The following is a 23374-nucleotide window of genomic DNA, read 5'->3' on the forward strand; positions in this document are numbered from 1 at the left end:
GGGACCAGCCGGTCCGTTCAGGATTCCGGCAGGGTCGGAAACTCCGGCACGGCGCGGGCGAGCGCGGCCCGGATCTCGCCCTGCCGCCGCCCGAAGCCGGCGGTCGGCAGTGACACGGAGAGGGCGTGCACGATGCCGTCGCCCCGCTCGGGCAGCGCCACCGCGACACAGGTGTACGCGAGGTCGGCCTCGCCCACCGAGACGGCGAATCCCTGGTCGCGCACCCGGCCGGCCTCGGCCTCGAACCGTTCGGCGCTGGTGATCGTCCGCTCGGTGAAGCGGGCCATCCCGTGCTCGGCCAGATAGCGGCGGCGCAGCGGGCGCGGGAGGGCGGCGAGCAGCGCCTTGCCGTGGGCGGTCGCGTGGGCCCGCTCCTCGGGGCCGGGCGTGAAGGGGTGGGCCGCGTCGGTGACGGGGGCGGTGGTGTCGACGACCGTGATCAGGCCGTCGCGGTAGGCGGTGTGGTACGCCTCCGCGCCGGTGGCCCGCCGGAGCCGGCCGAGGAGTTCTCCGGTGCCGGCGCCGAGTCCGTGGTGCCGCTGGTGGGAGCGGTGCAGGGACGGGACGCGGGGTCCCGGGGCGTACCCCTCGGCGGTGCGGACGAGGTAGCCGCGGGCGAGCAGGGGCCCGGTGAGGTGGTAGACGGTCGAGAGGGCGCAGCCGAGCCGCCGGGCGAGGACCTTGGCGCCGAGCGGCCGGTCTGCGTCGGCGACGGCGTCGAGGACGGCGAGGGCCCGGTCGACGGACTGGGGCCCGGGACTCGGGATGTCAGGCATCGCTCCAGCTTAGGCGGACTCGGAGAGGCCGGGCGTGGGCGGGACGGGGGAAGGCGGGCCCGTGCGGGACGGGGAGGAGCCGGCCTGGGCGGGACTCGGAGAAGCCGGGCCGGGGCGGGACGGAGCAGCCGCTCCCTCCAGCGGCGGGAACGCTCTCTACCGCCCCCGCCGCCCTCCGTATCCCCGCAGGTCAACCCGTCCTTATGTGCATAAGACACACTTTCGGCGTACCGTCGTGTGGATCCCCCATTTCTCGACGCCACGGGAGAGCGTGTGCCCCGCTCCAGGACCGACCATGCCCCGACGCACCGCGAGGCGCGCCGCCCGCGCCTCCGTACGGCGGCGATCGCGACAGGTGTGGTCGCCGTCGCCGCGGGCGGGCTGTACGTGGCCGGGCTGCTCGCGACCGGTGACGACATATCCGCCGGCACGCGGGTCGGCGGCGTGGACATAGGCGGCATGAGCCGCTCCGAGGCCCGCGCGAAGCTCGCGGCGGAGGCCCCCGCCTCCTGGAGCGCGCCGATACCCGTGCGGGTCGGCGACCGTGCCGCGACCGTGGAACCGGCCGCCGCCGGCTTGACCGTGGACCTGGCGAGGACCGCCGACCTGGCGGCCGATCCCTCCCGTGACCCCGTCACGGTCATCGGGCGGCTCTTCTCGTCGGGCGAGCGGGAGATCAGCCCCGTCCTCGCGTACGACCCGGAGAAGGCACGGGCGGTCGTCGCCGAGCTGGCCAGGAAGAACGACCGAGCGGTGCGCGAGGGGTCCGTCGCCTTCCGGGCGGGCGAGGCCGTCGCGACCCAGCCCGTGACGGGCCGGAAGCTGGACACCGGGCGGGCCGTCGAGACCCTGCGCGCCGCCTATCCCGCCGCCACGGGCTCCGCGCCCGTGATCCTTCCGGTCGCCATGACCGAGCCGAAGCTCCCCGCGGCCGAGGTGTCCCGCTTCCTCGACACGTACGCGAAGCCCGCCGTCTCCGGCCCGGTGACGCTCACGGCGGGCACCGAGCGGCTGCGCATCGCACCCTCCACCCTCGGGGACCACCTCACCGTGAAGGCCGAGAACGGCAGGCTCACCGCCGCGCTCGACGCCGAGGCGCTGCTCCGGGACCCGGACGTGGCCCGGCCGGTCGCGTCGCTGACGAACGCGCCCGTCGAGGCCTCCCTCGGGGTCCGGGACGGCAGGGTCGTCGTGGAGTCGGAGGGCCGCCCCGGCCACGAGGTGACCGCGAAGGCCCTCGGCGACGCCGTGCGCCCCCTGCTCACCAGGACCGGCGAGGCGGCCCGTACGGCTCCGGTGGCCACCAAGGTCACCCAGCCCGAACTGACCACCGACTCCCTCGCCCGCATGGGCATCACCGAGCAGATGTCGACGTTCACGGTGGACTTCCCGAAGGCTCCGTACCGGACGACGAACATCGGCAGGGCCGCCGAACTCATCAACGGCTCGCTCGTGCGGCCCGGTGAGGTGTGGAGCTTCAACAAGACGGTCGGCGAGCGCACCCCGGACAACGGATTCGTCGACGGCACGATGATCCTCGACGGCCAGTACCGCTCCGCGCCCGGCGGCGGTGTGTCGGCGATGGCCACGACCGTCTTCAACGCCATGTTCTTCGCCGGCGTGAAGCCCGTCGAATACGGCGCCCACTCCTTCTACATCGAGCGCTACCCGGCCGGGCGCGAGGCGACCGTCGCCTGGGGCTCGCTCGACCTCAAGTTCCGCAACGACTCCGGCAAGCCGATCTACATCAAGGCGGACGCCACGGACTCCTCCGTCACCGTGAGTTTCCTCGGGACGAAGAAGTACGACTCCGTGGAGGCCGTCGCCGGGCCGCGCACCAACCTCAAGGAGCCCGCGAAGCGCGAGGGCACCGGCGAGGAGTGCGTGCCGCAGGAGCCCCTCGAGGGCTTCGACATCTCCGTGGACCGGGTGTTCAAGAACGGCGGCACCGAGGTCGACCGCCAGACCTTCAAGACCCACTACACCCCGCGCGACGAGGTGACCTGCGAGTGACCCGCGCGTGACCGCCGGGCACACCCACTGACGGAAGGGTGTCTTCCCGTACGGCGCGGGCATGACTCCGGAGCGCGGCCCACCGGGCCAGGGCCGCCCGCCACCCCCGGAGGCACGCCTTGGCGCAGCGCAGCGACCCCTTCGAGCGGCTCCTCGACGACGCGGTGCGCGCGGGGGTGTTCCCCGGCGCCGTGTGGGCGGTGGGGGACGCACGCCGGACCGTGTGGGAGGGGGCCGCCGGGCTGCTCGACCCGGCGGACCCCGGGGAACCCATGCGCACCGACACGCTCTTCGACGTCGCCAGCCTCACCAAGATCCTCGCCGTCTGGGCGGTGACCGGCACACTCGTCGACGCCGGGAAGCTCGACCTGCGGGCCCCGCTCGGCTCCTTCTGGCCGGAGGCGGCGGGCCGGCCCCTGGCCGGGGTCACGGCCCACCATCTGCTGACGCACACGGCGGGCCTGCCGCTGCGCGCCAACCTGCGGCACCTGTACGGATCCGATCCGCAGGACGTCCGGGACGGCGTCCTCGCCGAGCCGCTCCGGCACAGGGCCGGTGAGGCCGTGGCGTACACCGACCGGGCCGCGCTCATCCTCGGCTACCTGGCCGAGCACCTCACCCGGCGGCCGCTCCCCCGGCTCGCGGAGGACCGGGTCTGGGGCCCGCTCGCCATGACGGAGACCCGGTACGGTCCGCTGCCGCCCACCGTCAGGAAGCGGTGTGCCCCCACCGAGTACGACGAGGAGAGCGGCGCCCCGCTCAAGGGCACCGTCCACGACTTCTCGACCCGGCTCCTCGGCGGCGCCTGCGGCATCGCGGGGGTCTTCACGACCAGCGGTGACATCGCGCGCTTCCTGCGCCACCTCCTCGCCCCGCTGCCCGGCGTGTTCTCCGCGGAGTGGACGGCCGCGTCGCTCCGCGTCCACACCGGCCGGCTCGACCCGCCGCGCGGCCTGTTCTGGCATCCGGCGCCGGGCACGGCACCGGCGGACGACGTCTGGGCGCACTTCGGCTTCACCGGCACGGGCATGTGGGTGTCACCGGCACGGAACCGCTGGGCCGTCCTGCTGACCAACCGCCTTCGCCTCACCCGCGACAACGGCCCCCTGGCCCGCGTCAGGAACGCCTTCCGGACCCTCGCCTTCCGCTGACCGTCCTACGGAATCGAGATGCCGTCCGGGCGCCGGTTCTGCGAGGCTGCACCCCGTTGGAAGATCTTGCTCAGCTCGACGTGCACGGAGTGCGGACCATGGGTTTCACGCTGGAAGGGCCGGTTCTGGAGGGCGCGTTCGTGCGCCTGGAACCGCTGGGGCATCACCACACCGCCGGTCTCGCCGAGGCGGCGGAGGAGAACCGGGACTCGTACCACTACACGTGGGTGCCGCGGCGGGAGGAGGTCGCGGGCTACGTCGACGCGCAGCTCGGCCGCGCCGCCGACGGCAGGCTGGCCCCGTACGCGCAGGTGAGCGTGGCGACAGGTCGTGTGGTCGGCCACACCTCCTTCTGGGACCCGCGTCCGTGGCCCTCCGGCGAGGGTCTCTGCGCGATCGAGATCGGCTTCACCTGGCTCGCCGCCTCCGCGCAGGGCACCGGGATGAACACCGAGGCGAAGTACCTGCTCTTCCGGCACGCCTTCGAGAGCTGGGAGGTGGCACGGGTCGACCTCAAGACCGACGCCCGCAACGCCCGCTCGCGGGCGGCGATCGAGAGCGTCGGCGCGAGCTTCGAGGGCGTCCTCAGGAAGTCGACCCGCTCCTGGGCACCGGGCGAGGACGGCCGCCTCCGCGATTCCGCCGTCTTCTCGATCATCGCCGAGGAGTGGCCCGAGCGCCGCACGGCGCTCGAACGGCGACTGGCCACGCGCGTGGGGGCACCCCTTGATGGAGCAAACAGGCCTGGGGTTACCATATGAGCGCCGCCTAGCTCGAAAGATAAACTTGTGACTGTCAATGACGACTCGTTCACCAGCTGGAAGAACCGCGAGGAGATCGCGGAGTCGATGATCCCGATCATCGGGAAGCTGCACCGGGAGCAGGACGTCACCGTCCTGGTCCACAGCCGCTCCCTGGTGAACAAGTCGGTGGTCTCCATTCTGAAGACCCACCGATTCGCCCGGCAGATCGACGGCGAGGAGCTCTCGGTCACCGAGACGCTCCCGTTCCTCCAGACGCTCACGACCCTCGATCTCGGCCCGTCCCAGATCGACATAGGCATGCTGGCCGCCGAGTACAAGACCGACGACCGCGGTCTCTCGGTGGAGGCGTTCACCGCGGAGGCCGTCGCCGGCGCCATCGGTGAGAACAAGATCGAGCGCCGTGACGGACGCGACGTCGTCCTCTACGGCTTCGGCCGCATCGGCCGTCTCGTCGCCCGCCTCCTCATCGAGAAGGCAGGGTCGGGCAACGGCCTGCGCCTGCGCGCGATCGTCGTCCGCGGCGGTGGCGAGCAGGACCTCGTGAAGCGCGCCTCGCTGCTGCGCCGCGACTCCATCCACGGCCAGTTCCAGGGCACGATCACGGTCGACGAGGCGAACAGCACGATCGTCGCCAACGGCAACACGATCAAGGTGATCTACGCCAACGACCCCTCCGAGGTCGACTACACGGCGTACGGCATCGAGAACGCCATCCTGATCGACAACACCGGCAAGTGGCGCGACCGCGAGGGCCTGTCCAAGCACCTGCGCCCCGGCATCGACAAGGTCGTCCTGACCGCGCCCGGCAAGGGTGACGTGCCGAACATCGTGCACGGCGTCAACCACGACACGATCAAGCCGGACGAGAAGGTCCTGTCCTGCGCCTCCTGCACCACCAACGCGATCGTCCCGCCGCTGAAGGCCATGGACGACGAGTACGGTGTGCTGCGCGGTCACGTGGAGACGGTCCACTCGTTCACGAACGACCAGAACCTCCTGGACAACTACCACAAGGCGGACCGCCGCGGCCGTTCCGCGCCGCTCAACATGGTGATCACCGAGACCGGTGCCGCCTCGGCCGTCGCGAAGGCGCTGCCGGAGCTCAAGGCCCCGATCACCGGCAGCTCGATCCGCGTCCCCGTCCCGGACGTCTCGATCGCGATCCTGAGCCTGCGCCTGGGCCGCGAGACCACCCGCGAAGAGGTCCTCGAGTACCTCCGTGACGTCTCGCTGCACTCGCCGCTGAAGCGTCAGATCGACTTCACCACGGCCCCCGACGCCGTCTCGATGGACTTCGTCGGCTCGCGTCACGCGTCGATCGTCGACGCCGGCGCGACCAAGGTCGACGGCGACAACGCGATCCTCTACCTGTGGTACGACAACGAGTTCGGCTACTCGTGCCAGGTCATCCGGGTCGTCCAGCACGTCTCCGGCGTGGAGTACCCGACCTTCCCGGCTCCGGCGGTCTGATCTCCCACCCGCTCGAAGGCACCACGGCGCGCCGCACCTCCCTCACGGGGTGCGGCGCGCCGTCGTCGTCCGGGCGTCGTCCCGGCGGAAGGCGAACCGACCACAAGGGCCCTGGCGTCCCTCCCCGCATGAACTCGTTCTCGCACGGGATACGCCAGCTCCTGCGGTTCACGGTCCTGGAGGCGCGCTGCTGCGCCTTCGCGGTGGCGCTCATCGGCGGCATCGCGGTCTCCACCCTGCTGCCCGAACTGCCGATCGCCCGCTACGACCTGCTGCTCCTGTACGGCATCCTGCTCACCGCCCTCGCGTGGAAGCTGGGATGGGACTCCGGCCGGGACGTGGCCGTGATCGGCGCCTGCCATGTCATCGGACTGCTCTTCGAGTTGGTCAAGGTGCGGATGGGTTCGTGGAGTTACCCGGAGGAGGCGTGGACGAAGGTCGGCGGGGTGCCGCTGTACGGCGGCTTCCTCTACGCGGCCCTCGGCAGTTACGTCTGCCGGGCGTGGCGCCTGTTCGAGCTGCGGCTCACGGGCTACCGGCCACGCGCGACGGCGGTGCTCGCCGGCGCCGTGTACGTGAACTTCTTCAGCCACCACTGGCTGCCCGACGCCCGCTGGGCCCTGGCCGCGCTGCTCCTCGCCGCGACGGCGGGAACCTGGGTGCGGTTCCGGGTGGGCGAGCGGGAGCACCGGATGCCGCTGGCCCTGTCGTTCGTCCTGATCGGCTTCTTCCTGTGGGTCGCGGAGAACGCGGCCACGTACGTCGGCGCCTGGAGCTACCCGGACCAGCTGGACGGCTGGCAGCCGGTGTCCCCCGCCAAGTTCGGCGCGTGGGCGCTGCTCATCTCGGTCACGTTCGTCCTGACGGCACACCGGGCGAGGCCGACTGCCCCGGCCCCGGCCCCGGCGGCCCCGGAAGTGCTCTCGACCCGCCAGGGCCGGGGAAAGGCAATTCCGTGCACGCCCCCGGCCGACGTGCTACAGTCAACAGCAGTTGCAGTCGTGGTTCCCAAAGAAACTTACAAGTGCCTTTGACGATTCGACATCGTCAGGCACTTTCTGTGTTTTCGGTGCAGTTTTCCGGACGGGGCAATCATCACGGCGACTCCGGGTTCCGCACAGTGCGGACCCCTGGGCTACGCCCCGAAGGAGATTTGACATGGCTAACGGCACCGTGAAGTGGTTCAACGCTGAAAAGGGCTTCGGCTTCATCGAGCAGGAGGGTGGCGGCCCGGACGTCTTCGCCCACTACTCCAACATCGCCACCTCTGGCTTCCGTGAGCTCCAGGAAGGCCAGAAGGTGACCTTCGACGTCACGCAGGGCCAGAAGGGCCCCCAGGCGGAGAACATTCTCCCCGCCTGACGTTGACACGTCCGACGCAGCTGGGGCCCTCACCCGTGTGGTGAGGGCCCCGGCTCGTTGTATTTTCCAGGCATTTCCAGGCGTTCCAGTAATTCATCTGGGCTTCTGCCCGTCCCGAATTCCTCGAAGCGCACCGGTTTCGAGGAAGGCTCCCATGGACACATCGCACACCACCCCCCGTACCGACAAGGCACGACGCGCGGCCGCGGCGAAGGACGAATTCGCGACGACGGCATCCGTCACCCCCGCTCTGCCCCCGGCCGGCACTTTCGCCGAGCTCGACCTGCCGCCCGAGGTCCTCGAGGTACTGGCGAGCGAGGGCGTCGACACGCCGTTCCCGATCCAGTCCGCGACCCTCCCGGACGCCCTCGCGGGCCGCGATGTGCTGGGGCGCGGACGGACCGGCTCCGGCAAGACGCTCGCCTTCGGCCTGCCGCTGCTCGTGCGCACCGCGGGCCGCCGAGCCGAGGCCCGCAAGCCCCTCGCCCTTGTCCTGGTCCCCACACGCGAGCTGGCCCAGCAGGTCACGGACGCCCTCGACCCCTTCGCGCGCGCCCTGAAGCTGCGCCTGGCGACCGTGGTCGGCGGCATGTCGATCGGGCGGCAGGCCACCGCCCTGCGCGACGGGGCCGAGGTCCTCATCGCCACGCCCGGCCGGCTCATGGACCTCGTCGAGCGCAAGGACTGCCGCCTGGAGCGGGTGACCGTCACCGTCCTGGACGAGGCGGACCAGATGTCCGACATGGGCTTCCTGCCCCAGGTCACCGAACTGCTCGACCGGGTGAACGCCGACGGCCAGCGGATGCTGTTCTCCGCCACCCTCGACCGCAACGTCGACCTCGTCGTGGAGCGCTACCTCCAGGACCCGGTCGTCCACTCCGTCGACCCCTCGGCAGCCACCGTCTCCACCATGGAGCACCACGTGCTGCAGGTGCACGTCGCCGACAAGTTCGCCACCGCCACGGAGATCGCGGCCCGCGACGGGCGCGTGATCATGTTCCTGCGCACCAAGGCCGCCGTCGACCGCTTCACCCGGCACCTGCTCGGCAGCGGCGTACGGGCCGCGGCCCTGCACAGCGGCAAGTCCCAGCCTCTGAGGACCCGCACCCTGGAACGCTTCAGGAGCGGCGAGGTTCCGGTGCTCGTCGCCACCAACGTGGCGGCACGCGGCCTCCACATCGACGCCCTCGACCTCGTCGTCAACGTCGACCCGCCCGCCGACCACAAGGACTACCTGCACCGTGGCGGCCGGACCGCGCGGGCCGGCGAGGAGGGCCTCGTCGTCACCCTGGTCACGCAGGAGGAGCGCCGCGACGTCGCCCGGCTGATGGCGGACGCGGGCATCCACGCCCAGGTCACCCAGGTCCGCTCCGGCGAGGCCGAGCTGAGCCGCATCACCGGCGCCCGGGCCCCCTCGGGTGTGCCCGTCGACGGCAGCGCGCCGACCCAGGAGGGGCCGAAGCGCGGCGGTGCGGCCTTCCGCGGCATGGGGACGGTCCCGGGCCGTCCCGGCCGCGCCAAGAACGAGTCACGGCGGGCCGCCGAGGCCCGTAAGACGGCCGAGGCCCGCCAGGCCGCGAGGATCCGCCGCGGCGGCTGACACCACCCGAGGTACGGACGGCTTCGAGGCGTGCCGACGCATCCGCGCCGGGACGACCACGGCTTCGAGACGTGCGACGCGCATCCGTGCCCGGAGGACCACGCTTCCTGTGCTCCACGCTGACCGCGCGTGGTGACAACCGGGTTCGTTCCGCCGGTGTGCCGAGTTCCTCGCGGGCGGGTGGACGTCAGGGCGATGCGCGGGCCGAGCACGAGCTCAGGCGGCGTTTCCCGGAGGCTCCCGCGTCTCCCCACGATCGGTCGGCCACGCGTCAGGGCCGGCCCTGGCGGGGCTGCGCCGGACCTCTTCCGGACGTGAGGGCGGCGGGGTTCGGGGTGCCGCCACCGGCCTTCGGGGGACTCGCCGGGGCGCCCTTCGGTTCCCGCAGGTTCCTCGCGTCCCTCATCGGCTTCTTCGAGCTGTTCCGCGCGCCCGTGCCGTCGCCCGGTAGCGGGGCCTGTCCGCAGTACTCGGCCACGTTCTCCTCGCCGCCGGCCGCCACGACGAGCCGTTGCCAGGCCGGCGACCGGAGCGCCCTCTCCTTGTCCTGCTCCTTCTTCTCTCCCGTGACCGCCCCGTACGCGTGACAGAGCGCCTCCCTCTCGTGCTTGCCGGGGAGCCCCTCGGGCCCCCTGTCGAGGCGTTCCAGGGCCGGCCCGGCCGATGGGACGGTCGGCTTCACGCCGGCCTCCGGAGGGACGGGCTCCGTGGCCCGGGGGGTGTAGCGGCGCGGTTCGTGGGCGGGGGCCGGCACGGGAACCGGGTCGTCCTGGAGGCGCCCTGGGAGGTCCACGGCCGCGATGGCCACTCCGCCCAGAGCCACGCTCGCGAGCGCCGCGGCCGCGGCGCGCAGGGAGCGCCTGCGACGGCGCCCGGCACCGGGCGTCCAGTCGTCACGGCGGCGTGTACGGCCGGCCGTGTGCAGGCCCGCCTCGCGCGCGGCCCGGAAGGCGGCGAGGGCACTCGCCTCGGCGTCCTCGCCACCGGTCCGTGCGGCCTCCCGGCCCGGACGCTCTCCGGCGCTCCCACCGGCGGCGGTGCCGGTCTCCAGGGCGCCTCCGGCCTTTCCGGTCGTCCCGGCTGACCCGGCCTCTCCAGTCGTCCCCGCCGTGCTCGGTGTCCCGACTTTGCCGGGTGTCCCGGCTGACCCGGCCTTGCCGGATGTCCCGGCTTTCCCCGCCATGCGTGGTGTCCCGGCTGTCCCGGCGGTGGGCTCCTCCGCCGCGCCCCGGTCGGCGCGCAGCGCGGCCCGCAGGGCCTCCTCCAGGCCGTGGTCCCGTCGCTCCTCCGGCATCCGTCACCTCCCTCTTGCCTTGAGTTCCCGCGCCAGTCGCTTCAATCCCCGGTGCGCCGCGGACCGTACCGCACCGGGGCGCTTCCCCAGGACCCGGGCGGCCGTCGGCCCGTCGAGGCCGACCACCACCCGCAGCAGGACAGCCTCCGCCTGTTCCCGGGGGAGCCCCGTGACCAGCGCGAGCGCCCGGTCCGTCGAGAGAGCGTCCAGAGCCTCCCCCGCGGTGTCCCCGGCGGCCGGCAGTTCGAGCGCGTCCTGTTCGAGCAGGGCGGGGCGCGGACGAGCGCGGGCCCGGCGCAGATGGTCCAGCGCCCGGTGCCGCGCTATCGTCGCGGTCCAGCCGCGGAAACCCGCGCCGTCGCCCCGGAACCGGCCGAGGTCCCGGGCTATCTCGAGCCAGGCGTCCGAGGCCACGTCCTCGGCGTCCTCGCCGACGAGGCCACGCAGATATCCGAGCAGCCCGGGGGCGACCGTACGGTACGCCTGCGCGAACGCCTCCTCGTCGCCCGCCCGGGCCCGCTCGACGGCGGAGCCGAGATCGAGGTCGTGCGCCGTGGTGGGCGTGCGCCGGTGCCCCGTCCCCTCGTCCACACGATCCTCTTCACAGCCGGTACGTTCGCGAACTCCGGCCGCCGCGCACCGGAACCCGGTCATCCTGTCAGACCGTCAGGAGCGGTCCCCAGCCAGCCCGTCGGGGGCGCGGACCTTCCGTCTGCGGGTGTGCGGCGGCCGTCTCCCGTGCAGGGTGAGGTAGTACGTCCGCAGGGATTCCCCCGGCCCGATCTCGAAGCGGTTCACGGTCCGGCCGAGCGGGTTCCACACCCGGCCGTCCGGCATCCGCAGTCCGACGGAGCGGGCGAAGACGGCGCGCAGCAGGTGTTCTGGGGGCAGGTCCACCCAGACCGCGCCGGCCTCGCGCACCAGCACCTCACCCACGTAGGCGCCGAGGCCGAGAAGGGGGCCGGCCACGTCGTCAGGGCCGGCGCCGCCCCGGCGGAGGCCGTCGATGAGCCGGTCGACAACGCTCAGGCTCGCCGCGGTGTAGTCGAGCGGCAGTCGTGCCCGCGCGGTGGCGCGCTCCACGAACTCGGATGCGTGACGCGCCATGTCGACTGCGGACAGCGTGAGGCTTTCGCGGTCCATACGTGATCACCCTTCCCCTGGGAAGCGGCGTGGGTCGCCTGATGATCAAGCGGATTCCGCTCCGGAGACATCACGGGGAGCGTGCGTGACGCTGGTCACACGGGTCTCCCGCGCCTCAGTGAAGGGGCGTCAGTTCCCCTCGTCACGGACGCGAACGTCGCGCTGCGCCTCGACCCGGAACACGGGAGCGCCGTCGGGCCTCCCGTCGCGCAGGGGAACACCGTCGGACCCCTCGACACGGCGCGCGGAAGCACCGTCGGGCCTCCCGTCGCGCCCGGCACCGCCGTCGCGCGCCCCGGCGCCGCGCAGGCGACCGCCATCCGTGGGGCGCGCCCTGAAGAGGTCGAGCAGGCCGGTGATCTCGAAGTCGCCTTCCAGCGGGTGCCGGAAGCGCATGCCGGAGGCCAGCCGGTAACGGTTGCGCCGCCCTTCGCGCTCGTGGGTGAGGTATCCGGCCGCCTCCAGATCGGCGACGATCGCCTGCACCGTCCGCTCGGTCACGCCGCACGCGGCGGCGACATCGCGCAGGCGGACGCCCGGGTCCCGGGCGATCACCACCAGGACGCGGGCGTGATTCGTCAGAAAGGTCCACGACCGACGATCGGCTGGACTGTCGCTCATTGGGTCATTATGCGGCGATTTCTTCATGAGTCACAAGACCCGAAATTCATCTCATGTAAAGATTGACATGCTATGAGCGCGAAGAGCACCATAAGGGCGAAACATCCAGGTCTGTCTGGCCCGTGGGAGCGCATCATGTATCCCCTTCCGGACCGCTCCGCGGAGGTCCTGGCATCCGCCGTCGACCTTCTTCTCCAGCCGTGGACAACCTCCCCGGATCCCCAGATGACCGTGGAGGTCTCCCCGGACGGCACCGTCCGTGTCAGCGGCGAGATAGACAGCGACACGGCCCCCCACCTGCACCGGACACTCATGGCCGCCCTGTGCGCACATCCCGAGGGCGTCACGCTCGACCTCTCCGCCGTCACCTTCTGCGACTGCGCCGGCCTTCGGGCCTTCCTGGCCGCCCGGCTCGCACACCTCGACGGCGGGCGGTGCCCGCTCGCGCTCGGACCCGTGAGCCCACGGATGGCCCGCCTCCTCCGGCTGACCGGCACCGAGGGGCTCTTCCGGCCGCCGCGATGACGCGGGCGCGATGAAGAAGCAGGACCGTGGGGAAGCAGGGGCGAAGAAGCGGAATCAGTGAAGGGGCAGCCGCACCTCGATGGTCTTCCCGCCCTGCGGTGGAAGACACAGCCTGATCTCGAGCGCCAGCAATCTGATCAGCGGCCAGCCGAAGCCGCCCTCCCCCGGTGCGAAGTCCCGCTTCCCGCCCCGGGCATCCGTGTGGTGGGGCAGTTCGCCACTCGCGTCCGCGACGATGATCGTCACCGCGCCCCGGTCGCACGTCACTCCGAAGCCGGTGAGGCCGCTCCCGTGCCGGAACGCGTTGCTCACCAGCTCGGACGTCACCAGGAGCGCGTCACCCAGAGCCGTCGGGGACGGCGGCATCCCCGTGACGGCCGCGATGTCCGCGAACACCCCGGCCACTCGCGCCCGCGCCTCGGCGGCGTCGCGCGGAACCTGCCGCTCGTCTCCGGCCGATCCGTCGGGCGTCCCGCCCGTGTCACCCGAAGGCCATGGGCGGTTCCCGTCCGGCGTGCGATGCCCTGCGCTCACGACTCTGCCCCATCCGGTCTCTTGGTCCACCGGCTCGTCTCCTTCGTTCAACGGGCCCCTTCCCCGACGGAGGCATGGCATTCCCCCCGCGTGGCGACCCTCCTGCGTCGGGGGCGTCGTGCGATGGCACAAAGAGCCGCCGCGGCACGGATGCGACCCCCGGGGCCGGGCAGACGCGGCGTACGGCCCGCCGGTCCGACAAGGGGCCGTCGGACCCTCGGAACAGGGGAAGGTGGAAGGTGAAGGGGATGGACGACCGCGAGCACGGGAACGGGCACGGGCGGGGACGCGAGGAGACCGCGGACGAACGCGCCGACCGGCAGTGGCAGGATCTCCTGCAGGAGATACGCGTGACCCAGACAGGGGTGCAGATCCTCCTCGGGTTCCTGCTGACCGTGGTCTTCACCCCTCGGTACGCGAGCCTCGGTTCCGCCGACAAGACCACCTACGTCCTCACGGTGATCCTGGGATCGCTCGCCACCGGCGCGCTCATCGGCCCGGTCTCCTTCCACCGTCTCGTCTCCGGACACCGGCTCAAGCCCCAGGCGGTCGTCTGGGCGTCCCGGCTTGTCATGGTGGGGATCCTGTTCCTGGTCGCCACCCTCACCTCCGCACTCTTCCTCATCCTGCGGGTGGCCACCGACAACACGGTCGTGCCGTGGCTCGTGGCGCCCGTCCTCGCCTGGTACCTGCTGTGCTGGTTCGCCCTGCCTCTGTGGGCCCGGAGCCGGCACGGCTCGAACGGTGACGGACAAGGTGACGGACAACGGTGACACGTGGCGGCGCCGGTGAGCGGAAACCCCGTCACGTGACGCCCGCGATCGGGCGGGTGACGAGTGACGGACCGCGACGCGGGTAGCCGCACGCCGGAAAGCCCCGCGGAACACGCCGGAAGGAGAACCACCATGCCTCGCGGATCGAGCCCCAAGCGGGAGCGGCAGTACGAGCACATCAAGGAGAGCGCGGAGGACCGCGGCGAGAGCACGAAGCGCGCCAAGGAGATCGCCGCCCGCACCGTGAACAAGGAACGGGCCCGGGCGGGCGAGTCCAAGTCGTCCAGCCGGACGTCCCGGGAGGACATGTCCTCCGGCGAGCGCGGAGGACGGCGCTCCCACAGCGGCGCCGAGGGTCGCACGTACGACCAGTTGTACGAAGAGGCCAAGCGACGCAACATCGACGGTCGCTCCAAGATGAACAAGTCGGAGCTCAAGCGCGCCCTCGGTGGCGACAGCTGACGCGGCCCCGGCCGGAGACGGCCGCCGTACGGCGCTCGCGGGGGCCGTCCGTGGCGTCCGCGTGTCCGGGTCAGACGTCCTGGATGCGCCGGAACGGGCGGTCCGCCTCCAGCGTGAACGCGAGTTCCAGCAGGGTCCTCTCGCTGCCGGGGCGGCCGGAGAACATGACACCGACGGGCAGGCCCGCCTCCGTCGCGCCGGGGGCCGGCACCGACAGGGACGGTGTACCGACGACGTTGTTGACCGGTGTGAAGGCCACGTACGCGAGGATCCGCTCGATCAGGGTCCGGTACGGCACGGTCGGGCTGAGGTGGCCGAGCTCCGGGGCGGTGTGGGCGAGTACGGGTGTGAGGATCAGATCGAGACCACGGAAGGCCGCCGCGTACGCCTCCGCCGTACGCCTCAGCCGCCGCAGCACACCCGGAGTGCTCCGCCAGGTCTTCAGGTAGTCCTCGCGCAGTCCCCGGCTGAGGCCGTCCATCCGGCGCCGGTCGAAGTCCCGGCCGAGGGAGCGGCCCGTGACGCCGAGGAGGAACGAGAGCATTCCCCAGTAGGTGAGGAAGTCGTCGGTGAAGCGGGGGTCGAGGGCGAGCTCCACCGGCTCCACGGTGTGCCCGAGCCGTTCCAGTGTCGCCACCGTCCCGGTGACGGCCGCCCGGGTGGTGGCGTCGGCGTGGACGCCGTTCGGCGAGTCCACCAGGAACCCGATGCGGAGGCGCCGGTCCGAGGGGCCCTCGACCAGGCCGAGGGGCGGCAGCTTCGGGTTGCGCCAGTGCGTCTCGGCGGCGGCGAGGAACGCCGCGGTGTCCCGTACGGAACGGCTCACGATGCCGTCGGAGACGATGTCGAGGGGCAGTTGACGGCTCTGGGCGTTGGTCACGACCCGGCCCCGGGTCGGCTTGAGACCGACGAGTCCGCAGCAGGCGGCGGGGATGCGGATGGAGCCGCCGCCGTCGTTGGCGTGGGCGATCGGCACCGCCCCGGCGGCGACGAGGGCCGCGCTGCCGCCCGACGAACCGCCGGCCGAATAGCCGGTGTTCCACGGGTTGCGCACGGGCTCGGCGCTCTCGTACTCCGTGGCCGGGCTGAATCCGAACTCGGGCAGCCGGGTCTTGCCGAGCACGGTGACGCCGCTGCTCAGGAGCTGCCGGGTGAAGGGGGCGTGCCGCCGTGCGACCCGCGGGGTGAAGGCCGCGCTGCCGTGGCCGGTGGGCAGGCCCAGGTAGTCGGTGTTGTCCTTGACGAACGTCGGCACACCGGCGAACACTCCGCCGTCCGGGCCTGCCGCGAACGCCGGGGGGTCGAGGTGGACCTGCACGGCGTGAAGCCGTGCCTCGACCTCCCGTACCCGCTCGGCCGCGTCCCTCGCGACCTCCGCGGCGCCGACCTCACGCCGTCGGACGGCTTCGGCGAGACCGACGGCGTCGTGCTCCCCGAGCGCGTCGTCCCGGAAGGCGTGGACCGTGGTCCGTTCCTCGAAAGTCGTCACCGCTGCCTCAGCCCCCGGCCGTTGGATGGTTGCCCGCAAGCATGCCCTACCAACGGGTAACACGCGAGGGGCCGCCCTCGTTGCAGAATGACGCCATGACGATGGAGATCACTCCCGTACGGATGCTGCGAGCCGGCTCCGGGCCGGAGCCGGCGGTGGCACCCGTCACCGACGGGGCGGTGGCGCTCTGGCTGTTGCGGGTGGCGGACGACCCCGCCGCGTACGACCTCCTCGACGACGAGGAACGGCGGCGGTGGAGGGCGCTGGTACGGGAGGGCGACCGGGCCCGCTATCTCGCGGCGCACGGGGCGCTGCGGCGGCTGCTCGGCCACTGCCTGGGCACGCCGGCGGACAAGGTGGTGTTCGTCAGGGAGGACTGTCCGCTCTGCGGAGGGCCGCACGGCCGGCCGGCCGTGCGGGGCGGTGGCGTCCACTTCTCCCTCTCGCACAGCCGGGACCTGGTGCTCGTCGGTCTCGCCGCGACGCCGGTGGGCGTGGACATCGAGGCGCACCCGGAGGCCGAGGTGTCGGACCTCGTCGCGGGCAGCCTGCATCCGCGCGAACGGGAGGAGTTCGACCGGCTGCCGCCGCAGGAACGACAGGCCGCCTTCACCCGGTGCTGGGTCCGCAAGGAGGCGTACCTCAAGGGGACGGGCGAAGGGCTCGCCGGCGGCCTCGAACGGACGTACACGGGCCTGGGGCCGGATCCGGCAGCCCTGCCGGGCTGGTCACTGACCGACGTACGGGTCGCACCCTCGTACGAGGCGGCCGTCGCCACGTCCGTGCGGTGACCGCACCACCCGGCGACCGGCACCCGTCCGCCTGGCCGCCGCTCGTCCCGACGGTGCTCGCAAAACGCCGACGTGGTGGCCGAGATCGCTCTCGACCACCACGTCGGCGGTACATCCATCGTGTCCAAGGGGGGACTTGAACCCCCACGCCCGATAAAGGGCACTAGCACCTCAAGCTAGCGCGTCTGCCATTCCGCCACTTGGACAAGGTGTGCGCCGCTCCGCAGAGTGATCATCCGCGGCGGCGACGGATATGAATATATCAAAGGTCCGACCTGCGCTTCACCTGTGTTCTCACCGCGCCCCACCTGCGTTTCCCGAGGTCAGCGCAGCAATGGGCACCGACAGGACGGGCCGCCAAGGGTGCGTACGGAGTGTCACCGCCGACATGCTCACCGTGTCCGCGAATGCTTCACTGGCGCCATGCCTTTCGCACGCTACGGAGTGCTCGCGGGAACCCTGCACGGCCATCACCGCGACCAGCCCGACAGTCAGGGCCGCTGGTTCCACGTCAATCTGGAGGTGGACGCGCCCGGCGGCCGCTACCACTGCGCCATCGACGTCGACAGCCACAAGTCCAACGTCGGCGTGCAGTGGAAGGCCTTCCCGCTGGCCGCGGGTCTGATCGGGCCCGCCACGGCCCTCGCCCCGGGCTACCACGACCTCGCCCGCACGCCGGGCTCCGGCGCCCTCGACTATCTCCGCCACCCGGAATTCGTGGACCGCGCGGGCCTCCTCTTCCAGCGCCGCCCGCCGTCCTGGCTGCAGGACCTCCTCGACCTGCTGGGCTCGCGGCCCTGGCACGCGGGGTCCAACGTCGACGCGGCCGACGCGCTCGAACCGATGCTGGTGCCGGGCCGACGCGTCCTCGTCTTCGGCGAACCGTTCGACGACGATCCCGAGAACGACCTCGGCATGCACAACATCCACCAGAACCAGGGCGACCCCGCCGGTTCGCAGTGGTGGGCGGAGAACGGGATCTGGCAGGACGGCGCGACGCTCACGCAGCGCTCCGACGGCCGGTACGACGTCTTCCTGAACAAGTTCTCCAGCCAGGCGAGCCACACCGACAGCGCCGGGCACCCCTCCGGCTGAACGTCCTCACCGGCCGGCCGCGAGCGCCGAGCCCCCTTCCATGCCCCCGTGCGGCCACGGTCACCGCGTGCGATCGCGCTACGGCGGTGTGAGGCGGCCGGGTCCGTCATCCCCCGGGCTCTCCCACTCTTCAGGACGAGGCGGCCCCGCCGCTCCGCGGGGTGACGAAGGCGGGCGCGGCGGGGCCGTGATCACCCAGCGGAGGGCGGCGGTGACCGCGTGGCCGCCCGGTCGGGCCAGCGGCAGCATGAGCCGGGTGCCGATCGGCAGGTCGAGGGCCGTTCGCGCCCACCCCGGCAGCAGTTCGACCGCCGCGGCCGCCAGGAATCCGTAGGGAAGCCGGGCGAGCGCCGGCAGCGGTGGTTCCGACAGCAGGAAGCGCGCCGCGGCCCGGGATTCGGGGGTGGCGCGCAGCTCGGGCCGGTACTCGGCCAGCCGGGCCGTGAGTGCGGCGCGCGTCCGGGGCGGGCGCTCCGCGCCGAGCCGCCGCGCCACCTCGGCCATGTCGGCCACGTACCCGTCCTCGTCGGCAGGACCGAGGGGAGCCCTTCCGTACCGTTGGTGGGCCCTGAGGAAGCACTCCGTCTCGGCGACGTGCACCCAGCCGAGGAGATGAGGATCCGAGGCGCGGTACGGCACGCCCTCGGACGTCGTGCCGCTGATGCGCGCGTGCACCTCCCGTACGCGCGCCACCGCCAGCTCCGCGTCGTGGCCGGTCCCGAACGTCGTGACCGCCAGGAACGTGCTGGTCCGCTGGAGACGCCCCCAGGGGTCCCCCTGGAAGCCCGAGTGGGCGGCGACCGCCGCCATCGCGGACGGGTGGAGGGACTGGAGCAGGAGGGCGGCGAGACCGCCGGCGTACATCGAAGCGTCCCCGTGCACCACCCGGACGGGACGGTCGGGGCCGAACCAGCGGGGGCCGGGTGTGCCGTGGATGCGGTCTCGTTTCCGGTGCGCCTCGGGGCCCGCGACCCGGTGCAGCAGTGCCTCACCGGCTCGCTCCCGCAGAGCGCCGACGCACGGCGGTGACCGAAGCACACATCCAGTATGCCGCCCGGCGGACACGCCGGGCGGAGCGGTGACTGAGGCGGCGGGCGAGAGAGCGCGGGCGCCGGACGCGCGCGCGACGGCCCTGCCGGTTGTTCGTGGCCGGGACGCATGAACGGACTGGTCGCCGGGCACCCGCCTCGTGGTGGCCGGGGCCCGGTGCCCGTACCGGCCATCACCATCACCATCGTCATCGTCATCAGTCGAGTGGTCAGCGGAGCCCGGGCGGCGTGCCATCGGTACTCGGAGGTGAGCGGCGCGTCATGTGGTTCGCGGAGGCAGCCGATGAGCTTTCCCCTGCCCGACAGCATCGACGCCCTCAAGGGCATGATCGGCCGTGAGATCTCCAGCTTGCGCGCATCCGTACGCAGGACCGCGGAGCGCCCCCTGGGCGGATCGGGCGGTACGGAGCTGGCGTCGCCGTTGCAGTCCCTTGCGGTGCTCCCGCCGTCCGCGGAGACGGACGGCGAGACGTCGTGCCTGTGCAGCACCCACGAGCCCGGCGGCAGCGGGGTCTGCTCGGTGCTCGCCGCGATCCCCGCCTCGGCCGTGCTGCTCGAACCGGTGGGGGACGAGACGGGTGCCGTCCTGGACTTCCGCATCGTGGCAGGCAACCGCGTCCGGTCTGCGGACTGGCTGGAACAGCCCGACCACCAGGTCGGCCAGCGGTTCCTGGAGGCACGGCCAGGCGCCGCGAACTCCGGTCTGCTGGCCGCCCTCGCGGACGTGGTGGACACCGGCAAGCCCCTGGACGGGCGGGTCGTCGACTACACCGAGCAGCGGCTCGGCCGGATCCACCGGGCCCCGCTGCTGTACTCAGCGGCCCGGTGCGGCAAGCAGGTGCTGGCGACGTGGCAGCCCGTACAGAGCCAGGCGGATCTGCTGACGATCGACGCGCAGTTCCTGGCGTCGATGGGGTGGGGGAACTGGGACCTGCTCTCCGGGAAGATCACCTGGTCGGAGGGGCTCTGCCGGATCTTCCACGCCGACGTCCGCATGCCGTGGACGCTGGAGCAGCTGTGCGACGCGCTGCTGCCGGACGATCTGACGGCTTTTTCCGAGTTCCTCACCTCGGTCCTCGCCGGCGAGGAACCCGCCTGGACCCGGCTCCGCTTCGTCATCCTCGGCGAGCTCCGTACGCTCGACCTCCTCGCACGCCCCGTCACCGGGACGGACGGCAGGGCCTGGGCCCTCAACCTGGTGGCCCGCGACCTCACGCCGCAGATCCGCAGCCGGCGGCGGCTCGCCGAGACGGAGCGGGAGTCGGACCGGCTGCGACGGCAGACGGAAGCGGAACGGCGGGTCGCGGACGCCCTGCGGGAGGCGATCCTCCCCACCCATTCGGAGGCGCTGGCGGCGGTCGGGCTGACCGTGGCCGCCTCCTACCGGCCGGCCGAGCCGGACGCGGCGGTCGGCGGCGACTGGTACAAGTGCCGGCTGCTGCCGGACGGCCGGGTGCTCGTGGCGATCGGCGACGCGTCGGGGCACGGCCTGGACGCCGTGGCCCGGATGGCGCAGCAGCGGCACGCGCTCGCGGGCCTGGCGCAGACGGGTGCGTCCGCCGGGGAGATCACGACCTGGCTGAACGAACTGGTGTGCAGCGACCCGGCGGGGCAGACGGCCACGGTGGTGGCCGGCCACCTCGACGAGGACAAGGTCCTGCACTGGGCGGACGCCGGCCATCCCGCGCCGCTGCTCCTCCGCGACGGCCACGCCGAGCCCATGAGCGCCGACCAGCGCGGCCCCCTCCTCGGCGCGCTCCCGGGATACGCGTACGAGACCTCGTCGACACAGCTCCAGCCGGGCGACCTGCTGGTGCTCTACACCGACGGCATGGTCGAACGCCGGGGCGAGGACGTGACCGTGGGCATCGACCGGCTGGCTCGCGCGGTGGCGGCATCGTCCCCCTCGACCCCCCGGCAGGTCATCGACGCGCTGCTGTCCGACACGGAGCTCGCGGGCCACGAGGACGACGCGTGCGTCCTGGGCATACGGGTGGACTGAGGGCTCCGGGGGTGGGGACCCCGGCCACCGGACCTGGCGCCCTCTACGCGGTCCGGGCGCTCGCCTGAGCCGCCGTCACCAGTGTGTGTGCCGGCAGACGGGATTCCTGAGGGGCAGCGGAATCCCGGTGCGGGAGCGAACGCCTCCTGGGATCATGGCGCGGAGCGCATACCGGGGCAGGGAGACGGAGGAGTACAGGTGATCACCTGGCGCCGAGTCACCGAGGAGGACTTCCCCCTGCTCCGGCGGTGGCTCTCCCAGCCGCACGTCGCGCGCTGGTGGAACCACGAGACGGACGCGGCGGCCGTGGCCCGCGACTTCGGCCCGGTCGCCCGGGGCGAGGAGCCCGCGGAGGACTGGATCGCCCTGCTGGGCGGCGTACCGGTGGGGCTGGTCCAGCGGTGTCTCTGGGGCGACTACCCGGAGTACCGGGAGGAGCTGGCGGCGGTCCTCGACGTCCCCGCGGAAACGGCCTCGATCGACTACCTGATCGGCGATCCGGCACTCACCGGCCGGGGCGTCGGCCCGCGCCTCGTCCGCGCCATGATCGAACGCACCTGGCTCGACCACCCGCGCACCCCCTCGATCGTCGTCCCGGTGGTGGCCGCGAACCGGGCATCGTGGCGGGCCCTGGAGAAGGCGGGTCTGGTACGGGTCGCCGAGGGCGACCTGGAGCCGGACAACCCGATCGACGACCGCCTGCACTACGTCTACCGGATCGACCGGCCCGCGCCGGGCCGACGGGGCGCCGCGCGGGGGGACTGAGGGCACGGGGCGGCGGCGCGCAGCGCTGGCTGACGGCGGCCGGTTCGGCGTGCTTCCCGCCGGGTGAGGGCGGGTGCGCCGTCGGCCCGGGCGTCGGTTCGCCGGAGAACAGGAGCCGAGAAGCTCAGGTGTAGGTCACGGTGACGCGCTCGAAGCCGAGGGCGTGGAGCAGCCCTTGGAGCATGGCGGTGGTGTTGCGTTCGGCGCGGGTGGTGAGGTCGCTCTCGCGGGCGGCCTCGCCGATATGCCGGGCGGCGAGGGTGTGGACGGCGCGTTCGCTCGCGGGGTTGTCGGAGAAGAGGTCGCCCAGCCGGTCGAGGAGGCCCCGCTGCTTCGAGACGGCGTAGGACCGCTCGGGGTTCAGTGAGGGTTCGGCCAGCCGCGCGTGCGGCAGCCGGAGCGTGGCGGTGGTGCGCGCGTCGTCGATGGTGACGGCGTCGCGCCCGAGGCCGGCGAGGTCGACGTACGCGCTGACGCTGCCGGTGGCCACGTACAGGGTGCGGGTGCCCCGGATCGCGTCGGGCAGGAACCTGGCGTCCTTCTCCAGGTCCACGACGACCTGGTAGGTGCCGAGGGCGCCTTCATGGCGGTTCATGTCCTGGATGGACTTCAGGACGGCCGGGCCGGAACGGTCGTGGATATCGGAACCGAACAGGGAGCCCAGGCCCGGCAGTTGGAAGAACCGCCCCAGCAGGAGCAGCGCCAGGGACAGCGCGAGGAGTACGACGGCGACGCCGGGCCACTTCCGGGCCCCGCGCCCACGTCGCCTCCCCGGGCGCGCGGGTCTGCCTCCCGGGTCGTCGCGGTCACGTGGTTCGTCACGGTCACGTGGTTCGTCGCGGTCGTCTCGCATAGGAGTCTGCTGCCCGCCAGGTGCGTCGTCATTCACCAGCACCCCGAACTGCCTCGGCGTGAGGCGGAGTTGAGGCGGGCACAGCCAACGGTGGACAGTGGACGGGGCCGCCGCCTGTGACCCGGCGCCGGATTGCCGGGCGGCCGCCCGGGTAGTCGAACCCCTCCGGGAAAGCCTGAGGCAGGGGGACGGGTATGAGGATGCGAAGACGCGACCGGGGCGTGCGGACCTCCGGGGGCGGGGCGGCGAAGGCGGACAGCGCCGCACGCGACATGCCACCACGCACCGCACCGCCGGGGACCGGGGAGGAGACCCCGCGGCGCAGACCGGGACGGGTGGTGCGGGCACTGGTGGCGCTGGTGGCACTCGCGGGCATGGTGGTGTTCGCGATCGCGCTGGCCCGCCTCACCCTCAACACGTCCCCCGCGTCCGCGCCGCTCACCCACAACAACCTGACGCCGGGCAGTTCGATCCGCGCCTACCTCCAGCAGCCGGGCTTCGTGGAAACCGTCAAGCAGCTCGGCGGCAACGTGGCACTCGGCGTGCCGTTCGGCATCCTCCTGCCGCTCCTGTCGCGCAGGACACGAGGCCTGCTGCGCGTGAGCCTGCTCACGGTGGTGACGATGCTGGTCGTCGAACTGATCCAGGGAGCCCTGATCACCGGACGCGCCTTCGACGTCGACGACGTCCTCCTCAACACCGCCGGCGCACTGCTCGGCTATCTGGCCGCCGGACGGCGCATGGGCCGCGCGGTCCACCCCCGCGCCCGGCGCCGATGGCGACGACGTACACCCCGCTCGGTCCGCTGAGGCACCCACCGATCAGCGATGTGCGCCACGGCG

Annotated in this window: 24 protein-coding genes and 1 tRNA gene; 15 read left to right on the forward strand and 10 right to left on the reverse strand. The window is 72.5% G+C overall.

Translation table 11 applies throughout. The features are described 5' to 3' along the window. Positions 1-17 precede the first annotated feature (17 nt). On the reverse strand, positions 18-776 hold the full coding sequence (locus tag ACFVYX_RS23350; protein ID WP_389683372.1) for an IclR family transcriptional regulator: 759 nt from the start codon (positions 774-776) through the stop codon (positions 18-20). 273 nt (positions 777-1049) lie between these two features. Here ACFVYX_RS23350 and ACFVYX_RS23355 point away from each other — a divergent pair, with 273 nt between their 5' ends. The 7 genes from ACFVYX_RS23355 to ACFVYX_RS23385 all read left to right on the forward strand — a co-directional run bounded on the left by ACFVYX_RS23355 (position 1050) and on the right by ACFVYX_RS23385 (position 9136). After that, on the forward strand, positions 1050-2789 hold the full coding sequence (locus ACFVYX_RS23355) for a VanW family protein (protein ID WP_389683373.1): 1740 nt from the start codon (positions 1050-1052) through the stop codon (positions 2787-2789). A 119-nt stretch (positions 2790-2908) separates the two neighbouring features. Then, complete coding sequence (locus ACFVYX_RS23360) at positions 2909-3940, forward strand: serine hydrolase domain-containing protein (protein WP_389683374.1); 1032 nt, start codon at positions 2909-2911, stop codon at positions 3938-3940. Between the two features lie 98 nt (positions 3941-4038). Further along, positions 4039-4701: a GNAT family N-acetyltransferase gene (locus ACFVYX_RS23365; RefSeq protein WP_389683375.1), complete on the forward strand. Its 663-nt coding sequence runs from the start codon at positions 4039-4041 to the stop codon at positions 4699-4701. 27 nt (positions 4702-4728) lie between these two features. Next, entirely contained in the window at positions 4729-6174 is a 1446-nt protein-coding gene (locus tag ACFVYX_RS23370; RefSeq protein WP_389683376.1) for a glyceraldehyde-3-phosphate dehydrogenase, read from the forward strand. A 128-nt stretch (positions 6175-6302) separates the two neighbouring features. Continuing rightward, positions 6303-7208: a DUF817 domain-containing protein gene (locus tag ACFVYX_RS23375; protein ID WP_389683377.1), complete on the forward strand. Its 906-nt coding sequence runs from the start codon at positions 6303-6305 to the stop codon at positions 7206-7208. A 124-nt stretch (positions 7209-7332) separates the two neighbouring features. After that, positions 7333-7536: a cold-shock protein gene (locus ACFVYX_RS23380; RefSeq protein WP_030218719.1), complete on the forward strand. Its 204-nt coding sequence runs from the start codon at positions 7333-7335 to the stop codon at positions 7534-7536. A 154-nt stretch (positions 7537-7690) separates the two neighbouring features. Then, positions 7691-9136 carry a DEAD/DEAH box helicase gene (locus ACFVYX_RS23385; RefSeq protein ID WP_389683378.1) on the forward strand — a complete coding sequence of 482 codons (1446 nt, stop codon included), beginning with the start codon at positions 7691-7693 and terminating at the stop codon, positions 9134-9136. A gap of 271 nt (positions 9137-9407) precedes the next feature. Here ACFVYX_RS23385 and ACFVYX_RS23390 read toward each other — a convergent pair whose 3' ends face one another. The 4 genes from ACFVYX_RS23390 to ACFVYX_RS23405 form a co-directional block, all read right to left on the reverse strand. Next, the gene (locus ACFVYX_RS23390) at positions 9408-10430 is read right to left on the reverse strand and encodes a hypothetical protein (protein ID WP_389683379.1); all 1023 of its coding nucleotides are present in this window, start codon (positions 10428-10430) and stop codon (positions 9408-9410) included. A 3-nt stretch (positions 10431-10433) separates the two neighbouring features. Then, positions 10434-11021, reverse strand: coding sequence for an RNA polymerase sigma factor (locus ACFVYX_RS23395; RefSeq protein WP_389683380.1), 588 nt, complete (start codon positions 11019-11021; stop codon positions 10434-10436). A gap of 75 nt (positions 11022-11096) precedes the next feature. Then, complete coding sequence (locus tag ACFVYX_RS23400) at positions 11097-11573, reverse strand: hypothetical protein (protein ID WP_389683381.1); 477 nt, start codon at positions 11571-11573, stop codon at positions 11097-11099. A 129-nt stretch (positions 11574-11702) separates the two neighbouring features. Next, positions 11703-12221 carry a helix-turn-helix transcriptional regulator gene (locus ACFVYX_RS23405; protein ID WP_389683382.1) on the reverse strand — a complete coding sequence of 173 codons (519 nt, stop codon included), beginning with the start codon at positions 12219-12221 and terminating at the stop codon, positions 11703-11705. 108 nt (positions 12222-12329) lie between these two features. On the opposite strand from ACFVYX_RS23405, the gene ACFVYX_RS23410 reads away from it, so the two are divergent. Continuing rightward, the gene (locus tag ACFVYX_RS23410) at positions 12330-12719 is read left to right on the forward strand and encodes an STAS domain-containing protein (RefSeq protein ID WP_389683383.1); all 390 of its coding nucleotides are present in this window, start codon (positions 12330-12332) and stop codon (positions 12717-12719) included. A 54-nt stretch (positions 12720-12773) separates the two neighbouring features. On the opposite strand, the gene ACFVYX_RS23415 is transcribed toward ACFVYX_RS23410, so the two are convergent. Next, on the reverse strand, positions 12774-13253 hold the full coding sequence (locus ACFVYX_RS23415; protein WP_389683384.1) for an ATP-binding protein: 480 nt from the start codon (positions 13251-13253) through the stop codon (positions 12774-12776). Between the two features lie 248 nt (positions 13254-13501). Here ACFVYX_RS23415 and ACFVYX_RS23420 point away from each other — a divergent pair, with 248 nt between their 5' ends. Together ACFVYX_RS23420 and ACFVYX_RS23425 are read left to right on the forward strand one after the other, a co-directional pair. Next, on the forward strand, positions 13502-14026 hold the full coding sequence (locus ACFVYX_RS23420) for a DUF6328 family protein (RefSeq protein WP_389683385.1): 525 nt from the start codon (positions 13502-13504) through the stop codon (positions 14024-14026). A gap of 132 nt (positions 14027-14158) precedes the next feature. Next, on the forward strand, positions 14159-14488 hold the full coding sequence (locus ACFVYX_RS23425) for a plasmid stabilization protein (RefSeq protein ID WP_389683386.1): 330 nt from the start codon (positions 14159-14161) through the stop codon (positions 14486-14488). 70 nt (positions 14489-14558) lie between these two features. Here ACFVYX_RS23425 and ACFVYX_RS23430 read toward each other — a convergent pair whose 3' ends face one another. Beyond that, positions 14559-15977, reverse strand: coding sequence for an amidase (locus tag ACFVYX_RS23430; protein ID WP_389683387.1), 1419 nt, complete (start codon positions 15975-15977; stop codon positions 14559-14561). 95 nt (positions 15978-16072) lie between these two features. On the opposite strand from ACFVYX_RS23430, the gene ACFVYX_RS23435 reads away from it, so the two are divergent. Next, positions 16073-16768: a 4'-phosphopantetheinyl transferase family protein gene (locus ACFVYX_RS23435; RefSeq protein WP_389683388.1), complete on the forward strand. Its 696-nt coding sequence runs from the start codon at positions 16073-16075 to the stop codon at positions 16766-16768. Positions 16769-16889: 121 nt separating this feature from the next. Here the strand turns inward: ACFVYX_RS23435 and ACFVYX_RS23440 are convergent. Further along, positions 16890-16974, reverse strand: a tRNA-Leu gene (locus ACFVYX_RS23440). A 217-nt stretch (positions 16975-17191) separates the two neighbouring features. Here ACFVYX_RS23440 and ACFVYX_RS23445 point away from each other — a divergent pair. Then, positions 17192-17863, forward strand: coding sequence for a DUF2278 family protein (locus ACFVYX_RS23445; RefSeq protein ID WP_389683389.1), 672 nt, complete (start codon positions 17192-17194; stop codon positions 17861-17863). Between the two features lie 78 nt (positions 17864-17941). Here ACFVYX_RS23445 and ACFVYX_RS23450 read toward each other — a convergent pair whose 3' ends face one another. Continuing rightward, entirely contained in the window at positions 17942-18901 is a 960-nt protein-coding gene (locus tag ACFVYX_RS23450; protein ID WP_389683390.1) for an oxygenase MpaB family protein, read from the reverse strand. Between the two features lie 294 nt (positions 18902-19195). On the opposite strand from ACFVYX_RS23450, the gene ACFVYX_RS23455 reads away from it, so the two are divergent. Both ACFVYX_RS23455 and ACFVYX_RS23460 read left to right on the forward strand, forming a co-directional pair. Next, positions 19196-20914 carry a PP2C family protein-serine/threonine phosphatase gene (locus ACFVYX_RS23455; RefSeq protein ID WP_389683391.1) on the forward strand — a complete coding sequence of 573 codons (1719 nt, stop codon included), beginning with the start codon at positions 19196-19198 and terminating at the stop codon, positions 20912-20914. A gap of 198 nt (positions 20915-21112) precedes the next feature. Beyond that, positions 21113-21679, forward strand: coding sequence for a GNAT family N-acetyltransferase (locus tag ACFVYX_RS23460; RefSeq protein WP_389683392.1), 567 nt, complete (start codon positions 21113-21115; stop codon positions 21677-21679). Between the two features lie 124 nt (positions 21680-21803). Here the strand turns inward: ACFVYX_RS23460 and ACFVYX_RS23465 are convergent, their stop codons facing one another. Continuing rightward, a complete protein-coding gene (locus tag ACFVYX_RS23465) occupies positions 21804-22532 on the reverse strand; it encodes a DUF4230 domain-containing protein (protein ID WP_389683393.1) in 729 nt (242 codons plus the stop codon). 194 nt (positions 22533-22726) lie between these two features. Between ACFVYX_RS23465 and ACFVYX_RS23470 the strand changes: the two genes are divergently transcribed. Continuing rightward, positions 22727-23341, forward strand: a complete 615-nt coding sequence (locus tag ACFVYX_RS23470; RefSeq protein WP_389683394.1) for a VanZ family protein — start codon at positions 22727-22729, stop codon at positions 23339-23341. Positions 23342-23374 lie beyond the last annotated feature (33 nt).

Source organism: Streptomyces sp. NPDC058326, from assembly GCF_042879855.1.
GTDB lineage: Bacteria > Actinomycetota > Actinomycetes > Streptomycetales > Streptomycetaceae > Streptomyces.